The organism is Glycocaulis alkaliphilus, assembly GCF_004000605.1.
Taxonomy (GTDB): Bacteria; Pseudomonadota; Alphaproteobacteria; order Caulobacterales; family Maricaulaceae; genus Glycocaulis; species Glycocaulis alkaliphilus.
Genome location: NZ_CP018911.1, coordinates 595,922 through 615,176, shown reverse-complemented (window position 1 = coordinate 615,176; position 19,255 = coordinate 595,922). Strand labels below are relative to the sequence as shown.

20 protein-coding genes and 1 tRNA gene are annotated in these 19,255 nt (G+C 62.7%); 13 read left to right on the top strand and 8 right to left on the bottom strand.

Annotation, left to right across the window (positions count from 1 at the left end):
• Position 1: 1 nt before the first annotated feature.
• On the bottom strand, positions 2-1,072 hold the full coding sequence (locus X907_RS02930) for a homocysteine S-methyltransferase family protein (protein WP_127565558.1): 1,071 nt from the start codon (positions 1,070-1,072) through the stop codon (positions 2-4).
• Positions 1,073-1,074: 2 nt separating this feature from the next.
• On the bottom strand, positions 1,075-1,965 hold the full coding sequence (metF, locus tag X907_RS02925) for a methylenetetrahydrofolate reductase [NAD(P)H] (RefSeq protein ID WP_127565557.1): 891 nt from the start codon (positions 1,963-1,965) through the stop codon (positions 1,075-1,077).
• A gap of 169 nt (positions 1,966-2,134) precedes the next feature.
• Here metF and X907_RS02920 point away from each other — a divergent pair, with 169 nt between their 5' ends.
• From X907_RS02920 to X907_RS02910, 3 genes are read left to right on the top strand one after another with little or no spacing between them, the layout of a single operon-like run.
• The gene (locus X907_RS02920) at positions 2,135-2,857 is read left to right on the top strand and encodes an MlaA family lipoprotein (protein WP_127565556.1); all 723 of its coding nucleotides are present in this window, start codon (positions 2,135-2,137) and stop codon (positions 2,855-2,857) included.
• A gap of 37 nt (positions 2,858-2,894) precedes the next feature.
• On the top strand, positions 2,895-3,515 hold the full coding sequence (locus tag X907_RS02915) for an MlaC/ttg2D family ABC transporter substrate-binding protein (RefSeq protein WP_127565555.1): 621 nt from the start codon (positions 2,895-2,897) through the stop codon (positions 3,513-3,515).
• Complete coding sequence (locus tag X907_RS02910) at positions 3,515-4,345, top strand: TIGR01459 family HAD-type hydrolase (protein WP_127565554.1); 831 nt, start codon at positions 3,515-3,517, stop codon at positions 4,343-4,345. The genes X907_RS02915 and X907_RS02910 overlap by 1 nt, the downstream gene beginning before the upstream one ends.
• Before the next feature lie 6 nt (positions 4,346-4,351).
• On the opposite strand, the gene X907_RS02905 is transcribed toward X907_RS02910, so the two are convergent.
• Positions 4,352-5,134, bottom strand: a complete 783-nt coding sequence (locus X907_RS02905; RefSeq protein ID WP_127565553.1) for an SIMPL domain-containing protein — start codon at positions 5,132-5,134, stop codon at positions 4,352-4,354.
• A 228-nt stretch (positions 5,135-5,362) separates the two neighbouring features.
• Here X907_RS02905 and X907_RS02900 point away from each other — a divergent pair.
• Positions 5,363-5,439: transfer RNA gene (locus tag X907_RS02900), tRNA-Ile, on the top strand.
• A gap of 411 nt (positions 5,440-5,850) precedes the next feature.
• Here X907_RS02900 and X907_RS02895 read toward each other — a convergent pair.
• Together X907_RS02895 and X907_RS02890 are read right to left on the bottom strand one after the other, a co-directional pair.
• Positions 5,851-6,912: a MarR family transcriptional regulator gene (locus X907_RS02895; RefSeq protein WP_170175436.1), complete on the bottom strand. Its 1,062-nt coding sequence runs from the start codon at positions 6,910-6,912 to the stop codon at positions 5,851-5,853.
• Between the two features lie 166 nt (positions 6,913-7,078).
• Positions 7,079-7,420 carry a helix-turn-helix domain-containing protein gene (locus X907_RS02890; protein WP_127565551.1) on the bottom strand — a complete coding sequence of 114 codons (342 nt, stop codon included), beginning with the start codon at positions 7,418-7,420 and terminating at the stop codon, positions 7,079-7,081.
• 157 nt (positions 7,421-7,577) lie between these two features.
• Between X907_RS02890 and X907_RS02885 the strand changes: the two genes are divergently transcribed.
• From X907_RS02885 to cysN, 9 genes are all read left to right on the top strand, one after another.
• Positions 7,578-8,201: a hypothetical protein gene (locus X907_RS02885; protein WP_127565550.1), complete on the top strand. Its 624-nt coding sequence runs from the start codon at positions 7,578-7,580 to the stop codon at positions 8,199-8,201.
• 72 nt (positions 8,202-8,273) lie between these two features.
• The gene (locus tag X907_RS02880) at positions 8,274-8,651 is read left to right on the top strand and encodes a hypothetical protein (protein ID WP_127565549.1); all 378 of its coding nucleotides are present in this window, start codon (positions 8,274-8,276) and stop codon (positions 8,649-8,651) included.
• Positions 8,652-8,841: 190 nt separating this feature from the next.
• On the top strand, positions 8,842-9,753 hold the full coding sequence (locus tag X907_RS02875) for a hypothetical protein (protein WP_127565548.1): 912 nt from the start codon (positions 8,842-8,844) through the stop codon (positions 9,751-9,753).
• A gap of 312 nt (positions 9,754-10,065) precedes the next feature.
• Entirely contained in the window at positions 10,066-10,323 is a 258-nt protein-coding gene (locus X907_RS02870) for a helix-turn-helix domain-containing protein (RefSeq protein WP_127565547.1), read from the top strand.
• A 765-nt stretch (positions 10,324-11,088) separates the two neighbouring features.
• Positions 11,089-11,604, top strand: a complete 516-nt coding sequence (locus X907_RS02865; RefSeq protein WP_127565546.1) for a hypothetical protein — start codon at positions 11,089-11,091, stop codon at positions 11,602-11,604.
• Positions 11,597-12,097 (top strand): hypothetical protein, encoded by a 501-nt coding sequence (locus X907_RS02860; RefSeq protein ID WP_127565545.1) that lies wholly within the window; start codon positions 11,597-11,599, stop codon positions 12,095-12,097. The genes X907_RS02865 and X907_RS02860 overlap by 8 nt, the downstream gene beginning before the upstream one ends.
• A gap of 100 nt (positions 12,098-12,197) precedes the next feature.
• Positions 12,198-13,016 carry a 3'(2'),5'-bisphosphate nucleotidase CysQ gene (gene cysQ / locus X907_RS02855; RefSeq protein ID WP_233352497.1) on the top strand — a complete coding sequence of 273 codons (819 nt, stop codon included), beginning with the start codon at positions 12,198-12,200 and terminating at the stop codon, positions 13,014-13,016.
• A gap of 330 nt (positions 13,017-13,346) precedes the next feature.
• The gene (cysD, locus tag X907_RS02850) at positions 13,347-14,198 is read left to right on the top strand and encodes a sulfate adenylyltransferase subunit CysD (RefSeq protein ID WP_233352594.1); all 852 of its coding nucleotides are present in this window, start codon (positions 13,347-13,349) and stop codon (positions 14,196-14,198) included.
• Between the two features lie 2 nt (positions 14,199-14,200).
• A complete protein-coding gene (gene cysN / locus X907_RS02845; RefSeq protein WP_127565542.1) occupies positions 14,201-16,087 on the top strand; it encodes a sulfate adenylyltransferase subunit CysN in 1,887 nt (628 codons plus the stop codon).
• A gap of 96 nt (positions 16,088-16,183) precedes the next feature.
• Here the strand turns inward: cysN and fcl are convergent, their stop codons facing one another.
• The 3 genes from fcl to X907_RS02830 all read right to left on the bottom strand — a co-directional run bounded on the left by fcl (position 16,184) and on the right by X907_RS02830 (position 19,245).
• Positions 16,184-17,137 (bottom strand): GDP-L-fucose synthase, encoded by a 954-nt coding sequence (gene fcl / locus X907_RS02840; protein WP_127565541.1) that lies wholly within the window; start codon positions 17,135-17,137, stop codon positions 16,184-16,186.
• Positions 17,130-18,200: a GDP-mannose 4,6-dehydratase gene (gene gmd, locus X907_RS02835; RefSeq protein ID WP_127565540.1), complete on the bottom strand. Its 1,071-nt coding sequence runs from the start codon at positions 18,198-18,200 to the stop codon at positions 17,130-17,132. Before gmd ends, fcl begins: the two co-directional genes overlap by 8 nt.
• Before the next feature lie 205 nt (positions 18,201-18,405).
• Positions 18,406-19,245: an FkbM family methyltransferase gene (locus X907_RS02830; protein WP_127565539.1), complete on the bottom strand. Its 840-nt coding sequence runs from the start codon at positions 19,243-19,245 to the stop codon at positions 18,406-18,408.
• Between the last annotated feature and the right edge of the window lie 10 nt (positions 19,246-19,255).

The window sequence follows — 19,255 nt, the reverse complement described above, 5'->3', positions numbered from 1 at the left end:
ATCAGGAAGCCAGTTCAAACGGTTCAAGGCCGGACAGGCGCATGGCGCGCGGACGCTCCGGCAGAGCGCGTGGCTTGCCCAAAAGAGCGGCCTTCGCGATAGCGGCGATATGGTCCGGCGTCGTGCCGCAGCACCCGCCGACAATGTTCACAAGGCCGGTTTTCGACCAGTCGGCGATATAGGCGGCCGTTTCCTCCGGCGTCTCGTCATACTCGCCAAAGGCATTGGGCAGGCCGGCATTGGGATAGGCGAGCACGCGCGTTTCCGCGATGCGGCTCATCTCGGCGACGTAAGGGCGCAGCTGCTTTGCCCCCAGCGCACAGTTCAGCCCCACCGCCCACGGCCTTGCATGGCGCACCGAGTTCCAGAAGGCCTCCGTCGTCTGGCCCGACAGGGTGCGGCCCGACGCATCGGTAATCGTGCCCGACAGCATGAGCGGGATGGCCGGGTCCAGCCTGCCCTCATTGCGCAGGTCCAGCACGGCCTTTATCGCCGCCTTGGCGTTCAGCGTGTCGAAAATCGTCTCGATGAGGATGAAGTCGACGAACTCGGCCATGGCCAACGTCTGCTCGGCATAGGCCTCGCGCACGGCATCGAAGGTGACATCGCGAAAGCCCGGATCCTCTACCGAGGGCGAGATGGAGAGCGTCTTGTTGGTCGGGCCGATAGCACCCGCCACCGCGCGCGGCGTGCCGGTTCCGGCCTCCACCACATCGGCAATCTCGCGGGCAATGCGCGCGCCTTCGCGGGCGATCTCGGCGGCAAGGTCTTCCATCGCGTAATCGGCCTGCGCGATGGAGGTCGCCGAGAAGGTATTGGTCTCGATAATGTCCGCCCCCGCATCGAAATACGCGCGGTGAATATCGGCGATGGCCTCGGGTTTTGTGAGGTTCAGAAGATCGTTATTACCCTTGAGCGATGTGTGCCATCCGGCAAAGCGTGTGCCCCGGTAGTCTTCCTCCGAGGGCTGGAGGCGCTGGATCATCGTACCCATGGCGCCGTCCAGGACGAGGATACGCTTTTGCGCTTCAACTTCGAGCGCCTTCAGGCGCGAAGAACGGGTAAAGCTCATGATCAGGCCGCCATCTCCACGGGCCTTACCCCCAGCAGCCGGCAGGTCGCCAGCGCCAGTTCGGCCCGGTTGAGGGTGTAGAAGTGGAACTGGTCAACGCCATGATCAGACAGGTCATGGCACAGATCGGCGACCACATTGGCAGTCAGCAGTTCGCGTGTACCCGGATCGCTTTCCAGCCCGTCGAACAGGTCAAACAGGCGCGCCGGGATGGTCGCCCCGCACAGCCCCGCCATACGCACCAGCCCCTCAAAGTTCGACTGCATCATGATGCCCGGCACGATCGGGATGGTGATGCCGGCGGATCGCACCCGGTCTAGATAGCGGAAATACACGTCCGCATCGAAGAAGAACTGGGTAATGGCGCGCGTTGCCCCGTTGTCGATCTTGGCTTTCAGCAGGTCGATATCGTGGTCGAAGCTCGCGCTTTCAGGGTGCTTTTCCGGATAGCAGCCGACCGACACCTCGAAATCGCCCACTGCGCGGATGCCAGCCGCCAGCTCCGCTGCATTGGCGTAACCGCCTGCGAATGGCTCATAGCGCTCGCCGACACCGCCGGGCGGATCGCCGCGCAACGCCACAATATGGCGCACGCCGGCGCTCCAGTAGTCCCGGATCACGGCGTCCACCTCGTCGCGGGCGGCATTTACACAGGTAAGGTGGGCTGCGGGGCTGAGAGCCGTCTCCTCGACGATGCGCCGGACCGTCCGGTGGGTCCGGTCACGCGTCGACCCGCCTGCGCCATAGGTCACGGAGACGTAAAGCGGGTTCAGGGGAGCAAGCCTTGCGATGGAGTTCCACAGACGCTCTTCCATCGCCTCGTCCTTGGGCGGGAAGAACTCGAAGGAAATCTGTGGCACGCCGGTGGCGGGCGCTAACCGGTCCTTGGGCATGAGCCAGGCTCCGCTCCTTATCTGCATAAGGATATCTTTATGCGATTATCTGATCTGCATCAATGTCAAAGACACACGTCCGATTTGAGCGCTGGCGCGTATCTTCCTATGTAAGCCTGTTGGACGGTCAGGGAGCCGTTGCGCAGGTCAGTTTGAGGGAAATGCCCATATGCGCGCAGCGCACCTTTTGTTCGCCGTTCTGCTGGCCGGTAGCCTCGCCAGCGCCTGCACGACCCGTCCGGAAGCGTTGCAGGCCAATGATCCGTTCGAGCCGGTCAACCGCGCCGTGTTCAGCTTCAACACCGCTGCTGACCGGGCGGTCATCGCTCCGCTGGCGCACGCTTACCGCGACACCGTTCCCTCCCCTGCCCGCACGGGCGTGCACAATGTGCTGACCAATCTCAACCAGCCGGTGGTGTTCGCCAATCTGCTGCTGCAGGGCCGCCCTGGCGAAGCGATTGCCACGGCGAGCCGGTTCGGGCTCAACACCATTATCGGCGTGGGCGGACTGTTTGATGTCGCCAGCGAAGCCAATATCACCCTGCACGACACGGATTTTGGCCTGACACTCGGGCAGTGGGGCGTAGAGGGCGGTCCCTATGTGGTGCTACCCTTCCTCGGCCCATCGAACATGCGCGACACACTCGGCCGCTTCGCAGACCGCTACCCGCATCCGACCTACTGGGTTGAAGATATTCGCGAAACAGAGGCGATCTGGGTGTATCGCGGCATTTACGCCCTCGATATACGCCTGCAACTGGACGAAACCTTCGCCAGTCTGGAACGTAGTGCCATCGACCCTTATGTTCAGTTGCGCTCGGTCTACAGGCAGAATCGGGCAGCCGCGCTCGGACAACAGCGCGATTTCGAGGATCTGCCCGATTTCGACTGACATGACGGGAGCCATGGCAGCTAACAGGACAGGAAAAATGCTCCGACAACCCCTTACGGCCATTACCGGCATGCTGGCGGCCTTGCTGCTGTTCGTCCTCTCCGGCCCCGTTTCCGCGCAGTCAGCCAGCGAGGCCGAGGCCTTCGTCCAGCGCGAAGCCCAGGAAGTCATCAATGCCCTGCAGGCCTTTCACGACGGCGAGCTGGATGAGTCCACCTTGCGGCGCAATTTTCGCGACCGTGTCGACCAGCTGGCCGACGTGCCGCGGATCACAGGCTTCGTGCTGGGACGCTTCCGGCGCGGCGCGGACGAGGCAGAGCTGGAGGAGTTCCGCACGGTATTTCGCGAATTCGCCATCAATGTATACGAGCGCGAGCTGGGCAATTATGCCGGCCAGACGCTGGATGTCACCGGCTCGGTCACCCGCGCACCGGGAGATTTCATTGTCCGCTCGACCGTGCGGGCGCGCGGCAATGGCGAGGATGTCGCTGTGAACTGGCGCGTCATGAGCGGAGATAACGGCCTGCGCGTCGTTGACGCGGAGGTGATGGGGGTCTGGCTCGCGCAAACGCAGCGCGAGGAGATCACCAGCATCATCGGCAATGCAGGCGGTGATATCAGCGCAGCCACGCGTGCCCTGCGTCAGCGCACCCGTTGATGCGTGACAGCGGCGTCCCTGTTCAGGCCCGGCTGGGGGCGATCGCCGGCGGCTATGACGCAATCCTGTGCGATGTATGGGGTGTCATCCGCGACGGCGAGCAGCTGACCTGCCCCGCCATTGAGGCGCTCGTACGTTTTCGTGCGCAGGGCGGACTGGTCTGCCTGGTGTCCAACTCGCCGCTGCGCGCGCCCTATCTGGAGCGCCTGTTGCGGAGAATGGGCGCCCCTGACGGGGTGTGGGACATGGCCGTCACCTCCGGTGATGCCACTCACGCGCTTCTGTCCGGCTTCGCGCCCGGACCGGCCTACAAGCTCGGGCCCGACTTCGACGATCCGATATATGCCGGGACAGGGCTCAGCTTTGCGCCGCTGGACCAAGCCCGCCTGATCTCCTGTACGGGGCTGATAGATTACGAACGAGAGACGCCACAGGACTATGCCGCCCTGCTGGATGCAGCCGCGGCGCTTGGCCTGCCCATGGTCTGCGCCAACCCGGATATTGTCGTGCAGGGACCGGAAGGACGCCTGCTCTACTGCGCCGGCGCGCTGGCACAGGCCTACCAGCAGAGGGGTGGAACAGCGCTGTTTGCCGGAAAGCCTCACCCCCCGATCTATGCGCTCGCCCGGGCCGCTCTGGAGCAGAAGGCCGGAGGGGCCGTCGCAAAGGACCGCCTGCTGGCCGTTGGCGATGGAGTCATTACCGATCTGGAGGGCGCCGCCCGGGAAGGCATTGACTGCCTTTTCATTACGGGGGGCATCAATTCAGGCGAAATGGAATGGCCAGACGGCCGGAGCCCGCGATGGCAGGCCCCGGCGCTTGTCTGGTGACCGGCATCAGGGCCGGATTGCCCACACGGCATCCAGATTGACCGACACCGTGATCTCACCCGAGGCAATCTCGGTACCGGCATCCATGGCGAGGGATTCTGCACGCGCATACATCATCGGATAGGGCTGGCTCGTGCCGCTTTCACTGAGCGAAATGAGCCGGCCGGTCGAAATGCCTGCCGCCTCGGCGTAAAGGGCCCGCAGGCGGTTCAGCTCGCTGACGGCCTGGCGGCGCGCCTGGTCACGTGCGGCAGATGGATCGGAGTGGGTGAAGCTGACGCCCTGAAGCTGGTTGGCCCCCGACGCGACCAGCGCATCGATCGTCCGGCCCACCCTGTCCATGTCACGTACGATCACGCGCACCGTGTTGCTGGCTTCATAGCCGACAATGCGCTGGTCGTTGCCGCGTTGGGCATCATAGGGCGCGTAGACCGCATTCAGCGACAGGCCGGAGGTCTGGATGTCACGCCGGGCGATGCCGGCCCGCTCCAGCGCCTGAAATACGCCAGACATTGCGCGGGCATTGGCTGCCAGCGCCTCTGCCGCCGTGTCGGCGCGGGTCTGCGCGCCAGCGGTTACCGTAGCCAGATCCGGCGCGATGCGCACCTCGCCGCGCGCCGACAGGGACAGGCGGCCCTCCTGCGTCTCGCCGGGCACGACATCCTGAGCCAGGGCAGGAACCGGCAGGAACGCCGCGGCGCCCAGCAGCAGGCCGCCGGCGAGCACCGCGCCAGCGAACCGGCGGTGGAGTGCCTTTCGGGCAATGGCAAAACTCGAAACATGCGGCATAATCAATCTCCATCTTCAATCCTGAGGGCATCGGCCCCCACGCTAAACGCGCCGGACAGCGCGCGGTTCACCGCTCAGGCATGACCTCACCGCGATACGGCAAAACCAAGGCAGGCCGGTTGCCGCCGTGTGGCGCGGTGTCCGTGCTGTCTGCCGCAAGGCTGCTGAACTGTGCGTGAACCACGCGCTTTCCCCTGCCGCCAGCGTGCGCTATCACGGCGCCACGGTGGGCCTGTAGCTCAACTGGTCAGAGCCGGCGGCTCATAACCGCTTGGTTGGGGGTTCGAGTCCCTCCGGGCCCACCACCTTTCAAGATTCTTCCGCCCTGCCCCTCGTCCCCGCCTCGCCCCCCGCGACGGCCGGGGCCCGTGAGCCTGCCAATAATGTCAAACCCTGTCTGCACGGATTTTCCGCGCAGACCTGCCGCCCCCCGGGGCGCTTTCATTCACGCCATTTCAGTCCCAACCCGTGCCATTCGGGAAGAAATCTCATTTTGTTGCATTTGGTAATGTTCAAAATCTTCCCCCCTTCCCTTCTCCCGCGAAACCTATAAGATGTTATAAATTAATTGTATGAGCTACTGGCATGAATGTTCAAATATTCTTTATACGGAGCAATATGCGAGTTTTCGTGGACAAATTCATGGACAAGTTAAAGCCATCCCTGAATAAAATTAATTCGGCTGTTTTTGGCGCAGGCATGCGGGCTGGATTTCCTCATGCCAGGGTCAGCCGGGTGGCCGCGAGATCTGCAGCGATGGCTGCGCCCTCGCCCGCGACATGAAGGCCGATACACGCAAATCCAGGCTTGTGCGGGTAATTATGGGCGTGAAGCCTGGACAGGGACTGGGCCGCCCGTTCAAGCACGTCGCGGCGCCAGGTGCCAGCGATCACCCCCGCGAGGGGAATCTCCTCATGAAACCTGGCCAGGCTATGCGGGAAGAGCCGTCTTGCCAGACGCTCTGCCTGCTGGTCCAGCTGGCGCGCCGCGCTCGGAGCCAGGGGGCCGTCCTCCTTCACCCAGCCTGGCGTGTCGGCAAACCCATGGACGGGATGCTCGGGGGTGGGCGCGCCCCGGTCGGGTACCTGTAGAAAATCTTCAGGTGGCCTTGCCATCTTCAGCCGGCCCGCCGGCCAGCCAGCCTCATAATACTGGCACCACATCAGATCGCCCTCCAGCCAGACACAGAACAGCACGCGTCCGGCGAGTGCGGGCCAATGGTATACGGCGTGGGCGGCCGCCTGCCCGGGCGGATCGGTGACAGCGCAGGCAAGACCGAAATGTCCGCTCAGCGCACGCTCGAGTCCGGCAAGGCGTTCGGGCGGGACGCCGTGATGATAGTCGATGACACTGATCAGGCCGAGGCGCTCACGGACAGGGCCGAAGCGCCGCCAGTCCTCCAGCGGGCCGGTAATCGCCTCTATTATGTCCGCATCGCTCCACGCGGTCATGGGAAACCCGGCGGGCCGAAGCGTGTGTCCGTTGAGGCGGACCGGGTCGAGATCCAGATCGTAAAGGCCGATCTCGAACCGGCCGGGACGCACGATGCACCCGGCCACATAGACATTCTCGCGGATCAGCTGATAGGCAGAGGCCGGGCGGCCAGGCGTGCATGAGTCCAGCCCGGTCGCGGCCAGCAGGCCCTGTCTGATCCCTTCCTGGGCGCAGCGGCTCACCGTCGCCTGGGAAAGGCCTGACGCCGTGACGATCTGCGCCTGGGTGAGGGGTTCATCTGACCGGGCGAGTGCCCCCAGAAACCGGTAAAACCGCGCCTTCATGCCGCGGCCTCGTGCGCAGCAGGCCGGGCCGCTGCCATGCGATTTGCAATTAATTGCTTTTGACCGACCATGGTCCGGCGCATCAGCCCGGAGGCCGAGGATCCGCGGCCTGTCCCCCATGCCGGGCCGTCCGGGAGCGGTATTGCCATCAATGTCATTTTCAGGCTCATCCGGGCCTGCGGACTTTCAGGGCGGCGGTGATCACACCTTCGAGCCATTCCAGCTCGTCTTCATCAAGATCGACGAGCTGACGGGTAATGCGCCCATAGGCGCTGCGCTGGAAATGGGAGGCGGGCAGGTCTGCGGTGAACAGCTCGGCCGGGTCCAGCGACAGCGCCCGGGCCAGCCGCTCGATCATGGAAAAGCTGGTACCCGATGCACTGCTTTCCATCTTGGAAATCATGTACACGCTGGCATCCACCGCTTCGGCCAGATCCTGCTGGGTCATACCGGCGCGGCGCCGGTGAGCGGCCAGCAGTCTGCCAAAACGTGTCCGCAAGTCGGTCATCAGCGCTGCTCCCTGCCTCAAGGTTTAGGGCGCAGCGGGGCTGATGCGTAACCAATCAGGGTGGCGTGTTGTGCTGCTACTGATAATGAAATGGCAAGTTTCCGCCTTTAGGCTGTCAGCCTGGACATGACCCGCCATGCTGGACAGGAGGACGGGGATGGGAAAAGGATCACGCCGGGCGCCGGCCCGCAGACGCGGGCTGGTGTGGAAGATTATCGGGGCCGGGCTGGCCGGGTATTTTGTTCTCGGCCTCTTTGCGGTGACCCTTGACCAGCTGCTGCCAGGCCGGGCGCTGCGCGAAGCGGAACGCCTCCAGGCCCGCCAGGACGAGGCGGCCGAAAGGCAGGCACGCCAGGCCGCGCGCGCGGTCGAACGGCGCATCCGCGAGGCAGCCCGTGAAGCGCGCCAGCTGGACCGCGAGGCGCGTGCGGCAGCAGACCAGGCCGAGCAGGCCCGCCGCGATGCGATCAGGCAGGCGGTGTGCCGGCGTTCTCCCTCCTGCTGGGCCGACCATCATCTGGCAGACGCCCACTATGCCTGCCGGGCCAGCCTGGAAAGTCTTGCCCGCTACCGGTCGCGCTGGACCACCCGGCCCGGCGAGCGCCGCTTTACCCGCGTGGTGAGCGTGGCCGACGGGGGGCATGGCGTCATCATCTATGCCGGCGACCGGATCGAGTTGCAGAACGGGTTCGGGGCCTGGCAGCCTCACACCTATGCCTGCGCCTACGATCCCGAGAGAGGCACCGGCCTTGCCCTGTCCATGCAAGCTGGCCGCCTCTAGGCCGGGACAGATGCGGAAAACGGCCTGCCACCCGCCCCGACAGACCCCTGAACCCTCACAGGAGCGCCCGCCATGTCTGCCTGCCATCTGCTTGCGAGCCTTGTCGCCCTTGCTGCAGCGTCCGGCATCTCCACCCCTGACCGTTCCCAGCCCGATGGCTGGTGGACCCTGCGCTCGGTGCGCCAGGGCGCTGTCCTTCATCACTTCGTCCTGGTCGAGGGACCGTCCGCCCTCCAGCGGGAGACGTATGAAGACGCACTGGTCCGGCTATGCGCCCGTGAAACCCACTGTCACATCCATTTCTGGGATGACCCGGACCGGGCTGCTGCCGGTCTGCCGCTCACCCATGACCAGTTCGAGGCCAGAACCGGGGTCTATCTCCGCAATGGCCAGACCGGGTTTGAGGAGCTCCAGCTGACCTGCCGTCTTGATCCTGCCGGCTGCCGGTGACGGGGCACTAACGGCCAGCAGGCGGGTAGAGGGACGCGTCTGACCTGCGAGGCCCCCAAAGCCCGGCCTGATGGCTACAGAATTATGCACCACACCCAACTAGTAATTAAATGGCAACACCCCGCTGCTTACAGTGCCTGCCGCGCGGCCCGGGTGATGCTCCCTGGATGAATCGGCAAAGGAGGGCGATATGACCAGAAAACCATGGTTTGCCAGCATGGCCTTCCTGCTTCTCGCGCTCACGGCCTGCGCCGACCGGCAGTCCATTGCCGCCCATCAGATGCCCATGCCCTATCCCGCGCGTGTGGCCGAGGCAGACCCCTCCAGCAGCTTTTACCGCCAGACCGCACTGGGTGCGGTCACCGGCACGTCGCAGTTCTCATGGTTCCTGCCCGAGCCCAACCGCACGGTGTTCCGCGCCCGTTTCGAACGCATGCTGGAACAGACGCGCCTCGCTGCGCCCCGCCGCGACCATGCCCGCTTTGTCGTGAATTTCGATTTTGACCATGTCGATGGGCCGGTTTTCGGTTCGCACATGGATGCCATGATGGTCGGCCGGATGCGGGTCGTAGACCGGATGACCGGCCAGACGGTGATGGATGAGCCGGTTTCCGCCAGGCGTGAGGCCTACTGGCCAGGCGTGATGGAGCATCACTGGGCCGACGGGCGCGTCTGGGACATTTTCACCATCCTGCCCTTTTTCTTTGACAGCCCCTGGCTGGCGGTCGGTCCGCGCGTGGATACGGTCTACCCGGCCTTTTCCGGACCGGAATGGTTTCCCCTGATACCGATAGGGATGCGCGACACCGGCGCCCTGCATGTGCGCGGCGAGGACGGGCGTGTCTACGGGGCGAGGTCAGGGGCCGATCGGGCATGGCAGGTCAATGCCGCAGTGAGCGACGCGCTCGCGGCCGCTTTCCTTCTTCATCTCGAGCAGCACGGGCAGGTATCCATCGCCCGGGTGCTGCCGTGCGGGGGCGGCGCTGAAATCCGCCGTCTGCAGATCGAGCTGATGGGACGCGGCGAGCGTTTCGTATCCATGCCCTGCACGACGCCCCCCACCAATCTGCCGATCGGAGCAGAGGCGCTGGCACGGCAATAGGGCCCGCCGCCGCCGAACCGCCCCTCGGGGGCTTGCCCGCAGCGCATTATGGGGCTTTGCCGTTACTGGCAAAGCCGGTCTGCACGGGACCCGCCCGGCCATCCCGGCCGCCCGAACTCTGTCAGGGGCTGGCTCCGGGCTTTACCCACGGCGTGCTTTCTGCATACATACCCGCTATGGATGCACTGTCCGTCTGGAGATCCAGGGCATGGCCATGTCCGACACCGGATCTGCTCTAACGGCCCTGTCCCGACCCAAGGCCCTGACCCCTGAGCACGATGGCGGACGGGGACAGGCAGGAGGCGAGCCAATATGGAACAAATGGCCAGCGCACGATCCACCGGTGCCATCGACAGACATGTCGGCATACGTATCCGGCTGCGCCGCAGGATTCTGCAGATGTCTTCACAAACCCTGGCCGCCAAACTGGGCGTGACCCTGCAGCAGGTTGAGAGATACGAAAATGGCGCAAGCCGTATCGGCGCAGCCGGGCTGTTTTCCTTGGCATGCACGCTCAAGGTTCCGGTCGGGTATTTCTTCGAAGGTTTCGATCCGGCCCTCAAACGTTGACGGGCATACCCCGCAGTCGCCTTCTCCGCTGGCGTGAAAGCGTCCGTGGGTATTTGCAATTAATTGCCGACGGTAGGCGTGGGTAGCGGGCGTATCGCGGGAAAGTCGGCGATGGCCATGGCGGGAGTCAGCGCCTGGCGGGGAGTCAAGTTAACTTGACCAAACTTGTCCGAACTTGTCCGAACTTGTCCATTTGCGTGCCAAACTTGTCCATTTGCGTGCCAAACCTGTCCGAACTTGTCCACGCGGGGGCCAGAGCGGGCCATTTGTGGAGAATCGCGGGCCTGCCGGTGAGGCTTGAGGGTGGGTGAGCCGTTGTTTGTGTGCGGGGGTGACGGCGTGGCAAGGAATTGCAATTGAATGCAATTGCCGGGAGGGCGGCGCTTCGGGTGCGCGCGGGAATCTGCAATTGATTGCAATCGCCCCCGGGGGGGGGCGGCGCTTCGGGTGCGCACAGGCGTCCGCAGTTAATTGCAATTGTCTGGAGGAGGCGCTGTGGGTGCACGCGGGCATCTGCAATTAATTGCAATGAATCTTTGGACGGCCAGACGGACGGCCGGACGGACGAGCGCGCGGGAGGCCGGGTCTGCCGCTTCGCTCAGGACACCCAGGCCCGCATGGCAGGCGGATCCGGGCCGGGACGGGGGGCGCGGTGTCAGGTTTGAAAATATTCCGATAAAACAGACAGTTGGCTGCATAATCCTTTGATCCCCATCCGGCTCTCCAGAAGCATCAAGGCTCCAACAACCATTCATGGAGCCAGATATGAAATATACACCAGACGCTCTGTCGAAGATGGCAGGAACCGGGATCCTCTACGTGGCCCACGCCCTGTCAGCCATCTCCCAGATCAAGCCCGGACTTCATCCTGTCGTCCTGCGCCAGCTCGGCATGGATCATCCCGACAGCGACAGCCTGATCCGCCCGGTGCGCACCGCCTTTGCCCACGGCCTGAGCGCAGCCGAGCTGACCGGGATCGGCTGGCCCAAGCTGCGCCTGATCACGGCCGTGATGACGCCCGGCAATGCCCGCAGCCTCACCGTGCTGGCCAAGACCCTGCCGGTCGAGGTGCTGGCCGGGGTGCTGGGCGTGCCCCTGCAGGACCCGGTCAGCCATGTGCTGACCCTGCGCCTTGATGCGGTCCGCTGGAAGGTCCTCTGCGAGCGGCTCTATGCCCATGGCGCCAGCCGCATCCGCACAGGGATCGAGGGCGCCGAAGAGGCCCTGTTCAAGGCGCTCGACCTCCCGGATTACGATACGGGGGAGGCAGGCCATGACTGAACAGCAACTCTATCAGGACGCCCTTGTCCTGGCCCGCAATCCTGACCGCCACTTCCTGCCGCTCGGCACCATGCTGGTGGAACTGAAGACCAGTGATCCGGAGGCCTTCAGGACCTGGCTGGAGGAGGCCTGGATCAGCCGGCGCAAGGCCTATTATCTCATCCGCATCGCGCAGCATTTTGCAGGCTATCCCGACAAGGCCCGCCTTGAGCGGATCGGCTGGACCAAGCTGCTTCTGCTGACCGCGGTGGAGGAGCCAGAGACGCTTGAAGGGCTCATGCATCTGGCCGAAACCGAAACGGTGCGCAATCTGTCACGGGCCTTGCGCGGGCTGGAAGACCAGGGCCGCACGCGCTGCGTGCTTCTCTATTTCACCAAGGCCGAATATGCCCGCCTGGAAAAGGCCCTCATCGCCTTCGGTGCAGGCAAGGCCGGAAAAGCCCTCCTCGAAAAGGAAAAAGCCCTGCTCAGAATTATCGAAGCACTGGAATGAATGGCCGATTATCCCTATTGCTGGGATTTCCATCGCGCAACGCGGGGTGTGCACACACCTGCAATCGCCATTCCGGCGGACATCGTTGAAAGGAACCGCCTTGTCTCTCGAGCATGATGCGCTTGCCCGCAGCTTTGCCGACATATGCCTGAAGGCCGCTATCGAGGTCATGGACGTTTACGACAGCGGGTTCGTCGTCACCTCCAAGGACGACCGCTCTCCCGTCACGGCGGCCGATACGCGCGCCGAGGCCGTTATCCTGGAGGCACTTGCCAAGGTGATGCCAGGCGTACCGGTTCTGGCTGAAGAGAGTTTTTCGGCCGGCTTTCGTCCTGATATCGAACGCGAGTTTCTGCTGGTCGATCCGGTCGACGGCACCAAGGAATTCATCAATCGCAATGGCGAGTTCACGATCAACATCGCTCTGATTTCCGGGCGCGTACCGGTTGCAGGGTGCGTGTATGCGCCAGCACTGAAGCGGATCTACCTGGGTGGACGGGCCGGACTGTCCGGAGATGCCGCGCCGGGCAGCAGGCTGGATGATGCCACCCTGGCACCGCTCAAGGCCCGTGTCATGCCGGAGACCGAACGGGTGGCGGTGATGAGCCGGTCACACGCTGACGAGCGGACACGTGCATTCGCGCTATCCCAGGGCGCGGCCGCTGCGGTGAACGCCGGCTCGTCTCTCAAATTCTGTCTCGTTGCCGAAGGCAAGGCCGACCTTTACCCGCGCTTCGGGCCGACGATGGAGTGGGATACCGGCGCCGGGCACGCGGTCCTGATCGCGGCCGGGGGCAGCGTTACCGGGCCGGACGGCTCGCCCTTCCTCTATGGCAAGACCGAGCAAGGTTATCTCAATGGTTGCTTTGTGGCGCGGGGCCGCTTGCCCTCAGCGCCAGACAGTCACGTGCGGTTATGAGCAACTGGGTTGCACCCACCGGTCGTGCGGCGGAAGTGTATTGGCTCACCTTTGCCCGTGCGTTTCTCATTCGACCGGCGCATCATGAAATCGCAGCCTTGATCTGCCTGCGGGGCAAGGAAATCCAGCACAGCCTCCAGAGGCCTGTCGGCGCGGGGCAATTTTCCGACCGAGTCGGACAAATTATGGGGTCAGAGTGACATGACGACCGACAGGAACGCGATAATCGCACGTATCGCGGACTATGCGGCGAGCTTCGGGAAACCGCGGACGGGCAAGCTGCCCCTGTCCGAGCACCTGAAGGCGCTTGAAGCGGAGTCCATCCACATCATGCGCGAGGTGGCGGCCGAGTTTGCCAACCCGGTCATGCTGTATTCGATAGGCAAGGATTCAGCCGTGATGCTGCATCTGGCGCTGAAAGCCTTCTATCCTTCGCGCCCGCCCTTCCCGCTGCAGCACGTCGATACGACGTGGAAATTCCGCGACATGATCACCTATCGCGACGCCCTGGCCGAGGCGCTGGGTCTTGAGATGCGCGTGGAAATCAACGAGGACGGTCTCAAACGCGGCATCAGCCCGTTCGCCAGCGGGTCCAACCTGCACACCCAGGTAATGAAGACCGAGGCCCTGCGCGCGGCCATGAACCGGCACGGCTATGATGCGGCCTTTGGCGGCGCACGCCGCGACGAGGAAAAATCGCGCGCCAAGGAACGCATCTTCTCGTTCCGTGATTCCGCTCATGGCTGGGAGCCACGCAATCAGCGCCCCGAACTCTGGCGGACCTACAACACGCGGATCCGGCAGGGCGAATCGATCCGGGTCTTCCCGTTATCGAACTGGACCGAGCTTGATATCTGGCAATACATCCTTGAAGAGAACATTCCCATCGTGCCGCTCTATCTCGCGGCGGAACGCCCCGTGGTCGAGCGCGATGGCCAGCTTCTCATGGTCGATGACAACCGGTTCGTGTTCGCGCCGGGCGAGGAGGCGCAGATGCGTCTCGTCCGCTTCCGCACGCTGGGTTGCTATCCGCTGACGGGCGCCATCGAGTCGGCGGCAGTGACACTGGAAGAGGTGGTGATGGAAATGCTGACCGCCCGCACCTCGGAACGTTCGGGCAGGTTGATCGACCATGACGAAGCCGGGTCGATGGAAAAGAAAAAGCGCGAGGGATATTTCTAGAGATGGATGTGCGCGCTGATGTGATTTCGCGTCTCACGCGAACCGGTGATCGCGGAGTGCTCCGCTTTATCACCTGTGGCTCAGTCGATGACGGCAAGTCCACCCTGATCGGGCGGCTGCTCTACGATTCCAAGCTGATCTTCGAAGACCAGCTGTCCACGCTGGAAAAGGACTCAAGAAAGCACGGCACCACCGGCGAGGAGATCGATTTCGCGCTCCTGCTGGACGGGCTCGAGGCCGAGCGCCAGCAGGGTATCACGATCGACGTCGCCTACCGGTTCTTTTCCACCGACAAGCGCAAGTTTGTCGTCGCAGACACACCCGGCCACGAGCAATATACGCGCAACATGGCGACCGGCGCATCGACCGCCGACCTCGCGATCATCCTTGTTGATGCGCGCAAGGGCGTCCTCGTGCAGACCCTGCGCCATTCCTACATCGCGCACATGATGGGCATCCGCCATGTCGTGCTGGCGATCAACAAGATGGACCTTGCCGGTCATTCGCGTGCCCGCTTCCACGAGATCGTCTCGAACTATCTCGCGAAGGTGGAAAATCTCGGCTTCGAGACGATCACACCGATCCCGATGTCCGCGCGCTATGGCGACAATGTCACCAGCCGTTCGGAGGCGATGGACTGGCATGACGGGCCGACGCTGCTGGAACTGCTTGAGGATATCGACACCGAGACCGATGCGCGTTCGGGGCCGTTCCGCTTCCCTGTCCAGTGGGTGAACCGGCCCAATCTCGATTTCCGCGGCTTCTCCGGAACAATCGTGTCCGGCACGGTGCAGCCGGGCGATGAAATCGTCGTCGCATCAAGCGGCCAGAAGGCAAGGGTCGCCCGCATCGTCACCGCCGATGGCGATCTGGAAGAGGCCAGCGCAGGCGAAGCGGTGACCCTCGTGCTCGATGCGGAAATCGACATTATCCGCGGCGATATGCTGACCGGCACCCAGGATCGCCCGGAAGTCGCCAGCCAGTTCGCCGCTGAAGTGCTCTGGATGCATGAAGATGCCATGCATCCCGGCCGCTCATACCTGCTCAAAGCCGGCGGGCAGGTAACCCCGGTTTCGGTGACGGAGCTGAAATACGGTGTTGATGTAAACACCTACGAGCACATCCCGGCCAAGGAGCTGGGCATGAACGGTATCGGCCAGTGCAATCTGTCCACCAGCCGTGCCATCGCCTTTGATCCCTACCATGAGATCCGCGATACCGGCTCGTTCATCCTCATCGACCGGTATACCAACCAGACCGTCGGGGCGGGCATGATCCGCTTTGCGCTGCGCCGGGCGACCAACATCCATACCCACCAGATGGATGTGGACAAGACACGCCGGGCCGGGCTCAAGGCCCAGAAGCCGGCCGTGTTGTGGTTTACAGGGCTTTCCGGTGCCGGCAAGTCGACCATCGCCAATATCGTCGAGCGCCGCCTGGCTGAGGCTGGACACCACACCTACTCGCTTGATGGCGACAATGTGCGCCACGGGCTGAACCGCGATCTCGGTTTCACCGAAGGCGACCGGGTGGAGAACATCCGCCGGATCGGCGAGGTGGCACGGCTCTTTGTTGATGCCGGGCTGATCGTCACCTGCTCCTTCATCTCCCCCTTCCGGGCCGAACGTCAGATGGTGCGCGAGCTGGTGGAAGAGGACGAGTTTATCGAAGTCTTCGTCGATGCACCCATCGAGGTGTGCATGCAGCGCGATCCCAAAGGCCTCTACAAGAAGGCCAAAGCGGGGGAGATCAAGAACTTCACCGGCTTTGACAGCCCTTACGAGGCGCCTGAGACCCCCGAGCTGCACGTGGAAACGGCGACGATCAGCGCCGAAGAGGCCGCTGACCGCATTATCGCTTTGCTGCGCCGGTCGGGGCGGCTGGGATGACGAGACCGAGCGTCATTAGAATTGGCCGACCAGTATTTTGACCACGAAACGGCTTGCGATCACGAAACGACGATCCTCCGCGAAGGCGGCCGCCTGCTAAATAGTTTCAATATAGCAAGCGTTTGCATTTTCTAGCCCCTCACGAAGGCCTATCGAAGGCTTCCAGCCCAGCGCGCGCAGCCGGTCTGCACTCATCAGCTTTCTCGGCGTGCCATCAGGCTTGGAGAGATCCTTGGTGAGCTCACCTTCAAACCCGACCACGGCCATGACGAGGCGCGCCAGCTCCTCAATGGTTACATCCGTCCCCGATCCGACGTTCACGTGTTCGGGCGCCGAATAGACCTTCATCAGATGAACAAGCGCATCGGCGCAATCATCAGCATGCAGAAACTCCCGGCGCGGCGTGCCGGTGCCCCATATCTCCATGGAGGGTGCGCCAGCGCGTTTCGCCTCGTGCGCCTTGCGGATGAGCGCCGGTATCACGTGGGAACTCTGAAGGTCGTAATTGTCGCCGGGGCCGTAGAGATTGGTGGGCATGGCCGAGATGAAATCTGCGCCATGCTGCTTGCGGTAAGCCTGGCAAAGCTTGATCCCTGCAATCTTGGCGATCGCGTACCACTCGTTGGTCGGCTCCAGCGCGCCGGTGAGCAGCGCCTCTTCCACGATGGGCTGATCAGCGAATTTCGGATAGATGCACGACGACCCGAGGAAGAGCAGCTTCTCCACACCGGTCTCGTGGGCCGCATGAATGATGTTCGCTGCGATCATCAGGTTGTCGTAGAGGAAGTCGGCCGGATAGGTGTCATTCGCCAGAATGCCGCCCACCTTCGCGGCCGGCACGAACACGGCCTCTGGGCGCGCCGTTTCCAGCCATGAGCGGACAGCCGCCGGGTCACGCAGGTCGACCTCCTGGCGGGTAACCTTGAGTATCTCGGCCGGGTTCTCCCGTTCGAGCCGCCGCACCAGCGCGGAGCCGACCATGCCACGATGACCCGCGACCCAGACCCGCTTGCCTTCGAGCGGGTAGATGACGGCGGGAGTATCAGCCATGGCGGTCATGGCGGTCCTGCTCGCGAGCAACCGTTTTCAGGTCTTCGGTCACCATTTCGCGCACCAGCTCGGAGAACGGTGTCGTGGCCTGCCAGCCGAGCTTTTCGCGGGCTTTCGTCGGGTCCGACAGCAGAAGCTCGACTTCGGCCGGGCGGAAATATCGTGGATCAACAACAACCCGGGTTACCCCGGTCGCCTTGTCGACACCGGTCTCGTCCACGCCCTTGCCGCGCCACTCGATCTCGACACCGATATGGGCAAATGCCCGCTCGACGAATTCGCGCACCGAGTACATCTCGCCGGTGCCCAGCACGTAATCATCCGGCTCGTCCTGCTGGAGAATGCGCCACATTCCCTCAACATAGTCGCGCGCATGCCCCCAGTCGCGCTGGGCATCCAGATTACCCAGATAGATCTTGTCCTGATAGCCGAGCTTGATACCTGCAACGGCGCGCGTGATCTTGCGGGTGACGAAGGTCTCGCCGCGCATCGGGCTTTCATGATTGAACAATATGCCGTTAGAGGCGTGCATGCCGTAGGATTCACGGTAGTTCACGGTGATCCAGTAGGCATAGAGCTTGGCAGCGGCATACGGGCTTCGCGGGTAGAAGGGCGTGGTTTCCTTCTGGGGAATCTCCTGCACCTTGCCATAGAGCTCGGAGGTCGATGCCTGGTAGAAGCGGGTCTTCTTTTCCAGCCCCAGAATGCGCATCGCCTCGAGTATGCGCAGCGCTCCCATCGCGTCTGAATTGGCCGTGTATTCCGGTGTCTCGAAGCTCACCTGCACGTGGCTCTGCGCGCCCAGATTATAGATTTCGTCGGGCTGCACTTCCTGAACGAGGCGGATGAGATTGGTTGAATCCGTCAGATCGCCGTAATGCAGAAAGAAGCGCACATCATCGGCGTGAGGATCCATGTAAAGATCATCGATCCGGCCGGTATTGAACGAGGATGAGCGGCGCTTTACGCCATGAACGATATAGCCTTTTTCCAGCAACAAGCGGGACAGGTAAGCACCGTCCTGGCCGGTAACTCCGGTGATCAAAGCCGTCTTTGCGGTCATGCTTTCCTCGTAATTCGAATTTGCATCTGTTATCCGGTTCTGCCCGGTAACCCGGCGCTGATTACCCTGTCCTGCGCGTGTGCTACAACACATTCTGCGGTCGGCAAAGCGACCGCAGCGAATCCTCATTGGCCTGTGTCAGCTGCCAGACCCGCGCGCCATACCTAGGGCGGCGCAAGCCGGCAGGATTTGCGAGGCCGAATTGTCAGAAAAGGTCAGGATTTTCGAATCCCAGAACGCCGTCACCGAACTGAATTTTTCCATAGGGGGTGTCGCATAAGGCCATCCGTGGATAATTCATCCGCTCGCGCCAGCCGCGCTCCAGAAACCTGTCTCTCATTCCTTCGTGATGTTGCAGTGATATATGCGTCCCGATCATGATTGACTTCACAGACCGTTTAAGCAAATCCATATTGTCGGGAATAACATCATACTCCGCGCCCTGAATATCAACATGCATAAAATCGACGGCACCGGTAAACTTTGATATGACGTCTTCGAGAATAAATGAGTCAACGACTATAAAGTCGCCACCATTATTCACCTGCCTCAGCGACGCGCCATAATCTTCATCAGGATTTTCAATGACCGGGAAGCGGGCCTGGCCTCGTTCTTTTGATATTGCGCCATGAACCAGATGCACACCATCGGCTTTCAGTCCATTCACGGCGAAGTGCTGCTGGAGCCATTTATGGTGCGTGGGGTCGGCCTCCAGCGCGACGACTTCGACGCCGCTGATCTGCGGCCGGGTCCGGGCAGCCGCAGCGGCGATTGACGACCAGGTACCCCAGCCAGCACCAAGCTCGGCCACCCGATAGGTGCCACTTGCCCGCAGGACGCTCTCCAGCGTCAGAACCCAGTCCGGATAGTGCTCGTTAAATGCTGGAAGACGGGCCTGAACGGCCTTCCCGGCAGGAGCAGCAAATTGAACCCAAGCCTTCTTGAATCGCGTGTCTGTTTTGACACCAAGAAAGTCGTAAACCGAAACACCGTCTGCTACCACCTCTGAAGGACGAAAGTGGGTGAATACCGGATCATGGTTCATCAGAAAGGGT

Excerpts from the sequence above, each read along its gene's own strand:
- X907_RS02930 (WP_127565558.1), bottom strand. The coding sequence starts at position 1,072 with ATGAGCTTTACCCGTTCTTCGCGCCTGAAGGCGCTCGAAGTTGAAGCG.
- metF (WP_127565557.1), bottom strand. The coding sequence starts at position 1,965 with ATGCCCAAGGACCGGTTAGCGCCCGCCACCGGCGTGCCACAGATTTCC.
- X907_RS02920 (WP_127565556.1), top strand. The coding sequence starts at position 2,135 with ATGCGCGCAGCGCACCTTTTGTTCGCCGTTCTGCTGGCCGGTAGCCTC.
- X907_RS02915 (WP_127565555.1), top strand. The coding sequence starts at position 2,895 with ATGCTCCGACAACCCCTTACGGCCATTACCGGCATGCTGGCGGCCTTG.
- X907_RS02910 (WP_127565554.1), top strand. The coding sequence starts at position 3,515 with ATGCGTGACAGCGGCGTCCCTGTTCAGGCCCGGCTGGGGGCGATCGCC.
- X907_RS02905 (WP_127565553.1), bottom strand. The coding sequence starts at position 5,134 with ATGCCGCATGTTTCGAGTTTTGCCATTGCCCGAAAGGCACTCCACCGC.
- X907_RS02895 (WP_170175436.1), bottom strand. The coding sequence starts at position 6,912 with ATGAAGGCGCGGTTTTACCGGTTTCTGGGGGCACTCGCCCGGTCAGAT.
- X907_RS02890 (WP_127565551.1), bottom strand. The coding sequence starts at position 7,420 with ATGACCGACTTGCGGACACGTTTTGGCAGACTGCTGGCCGCTCACCGG.
- X907_RS02885 (WP_127565550.1), top strand. The coding sequence starts at position 7,578 with ATGGGAAAAGGATCACGCCGGGCGCCGGCCCGCAGACGCGGGCTGGTG.
- X907_RS02880 (WP_127565549.1), top strand. The coding sequence starts at position 8,274 with ATGTCTGCCTGCCATCTGCTTGCGAGCCTTGTCGCCCTTGCTGCAGCG.
- X907_RS02875 (WP_127565548.1), top strand. The coding sequence starts at position 8,842 with ATGACCAGAAAACCATGGTTTGCCAGCATGGCCTTCCTGCTTCTCGCG.
- X907_RS02870 (WP_127565547.1), top strand. The coding sequence starts at position 10,066 with ATGGAACAAATGGCCAGCGCACGATCCACCGGTGCCATCGACAGACAT.
- X907_RS02865 (WP_127565546.1), top strand. The coding sequence starts at position 11,089 with ATGAAATATACACCAGACGCTCTGTCGAAGATGGCAGGAACCGGGATC.
- X907_RS02860 (WP_127565545.1), top strand. The coding sequence starts at position 11,597 with ATGACTGAACAGCAACTCTATCAGGACGCCCTTGTCCTGGCCCGCAAT.
- cysD (WP_233352594.1), top strand. The coding sequence starts at position 13,347 with ATGCGCGAGGTGGCGGCCGAGTTTGCCAACCCGGTCATGCTGTATTCG.
- cysN (WP_127565542.1), top strand. The coding sequence starts at position 14,201 with ATGGATGTGCGCGCTGATGTGATTTCGCGTCTCACGCGAACCGGTGAT.
- fcl (WP_127565541.1), bottom strand. The coding sequence starts at position 17,137 with ATGGCTGATACTCCCGCCGTCATCTACCCGCTCGAAGGCAAGCGGGTC.
- gmd (WP_127565540.1), bottom strand. The coding sequence starts at position 18,200 with ATGACCGCAAAGACGGCTTTGATCACCGGAGTTACCGGCCAGGACGGT.
- X907_RS02830 (WP_127565539.1), bottom strand. The coding sequence starts at position 19,245 with ATGAACCATGATCCGGTATTCACCCACTTTCGTCCTTCAGAGGTGGTA.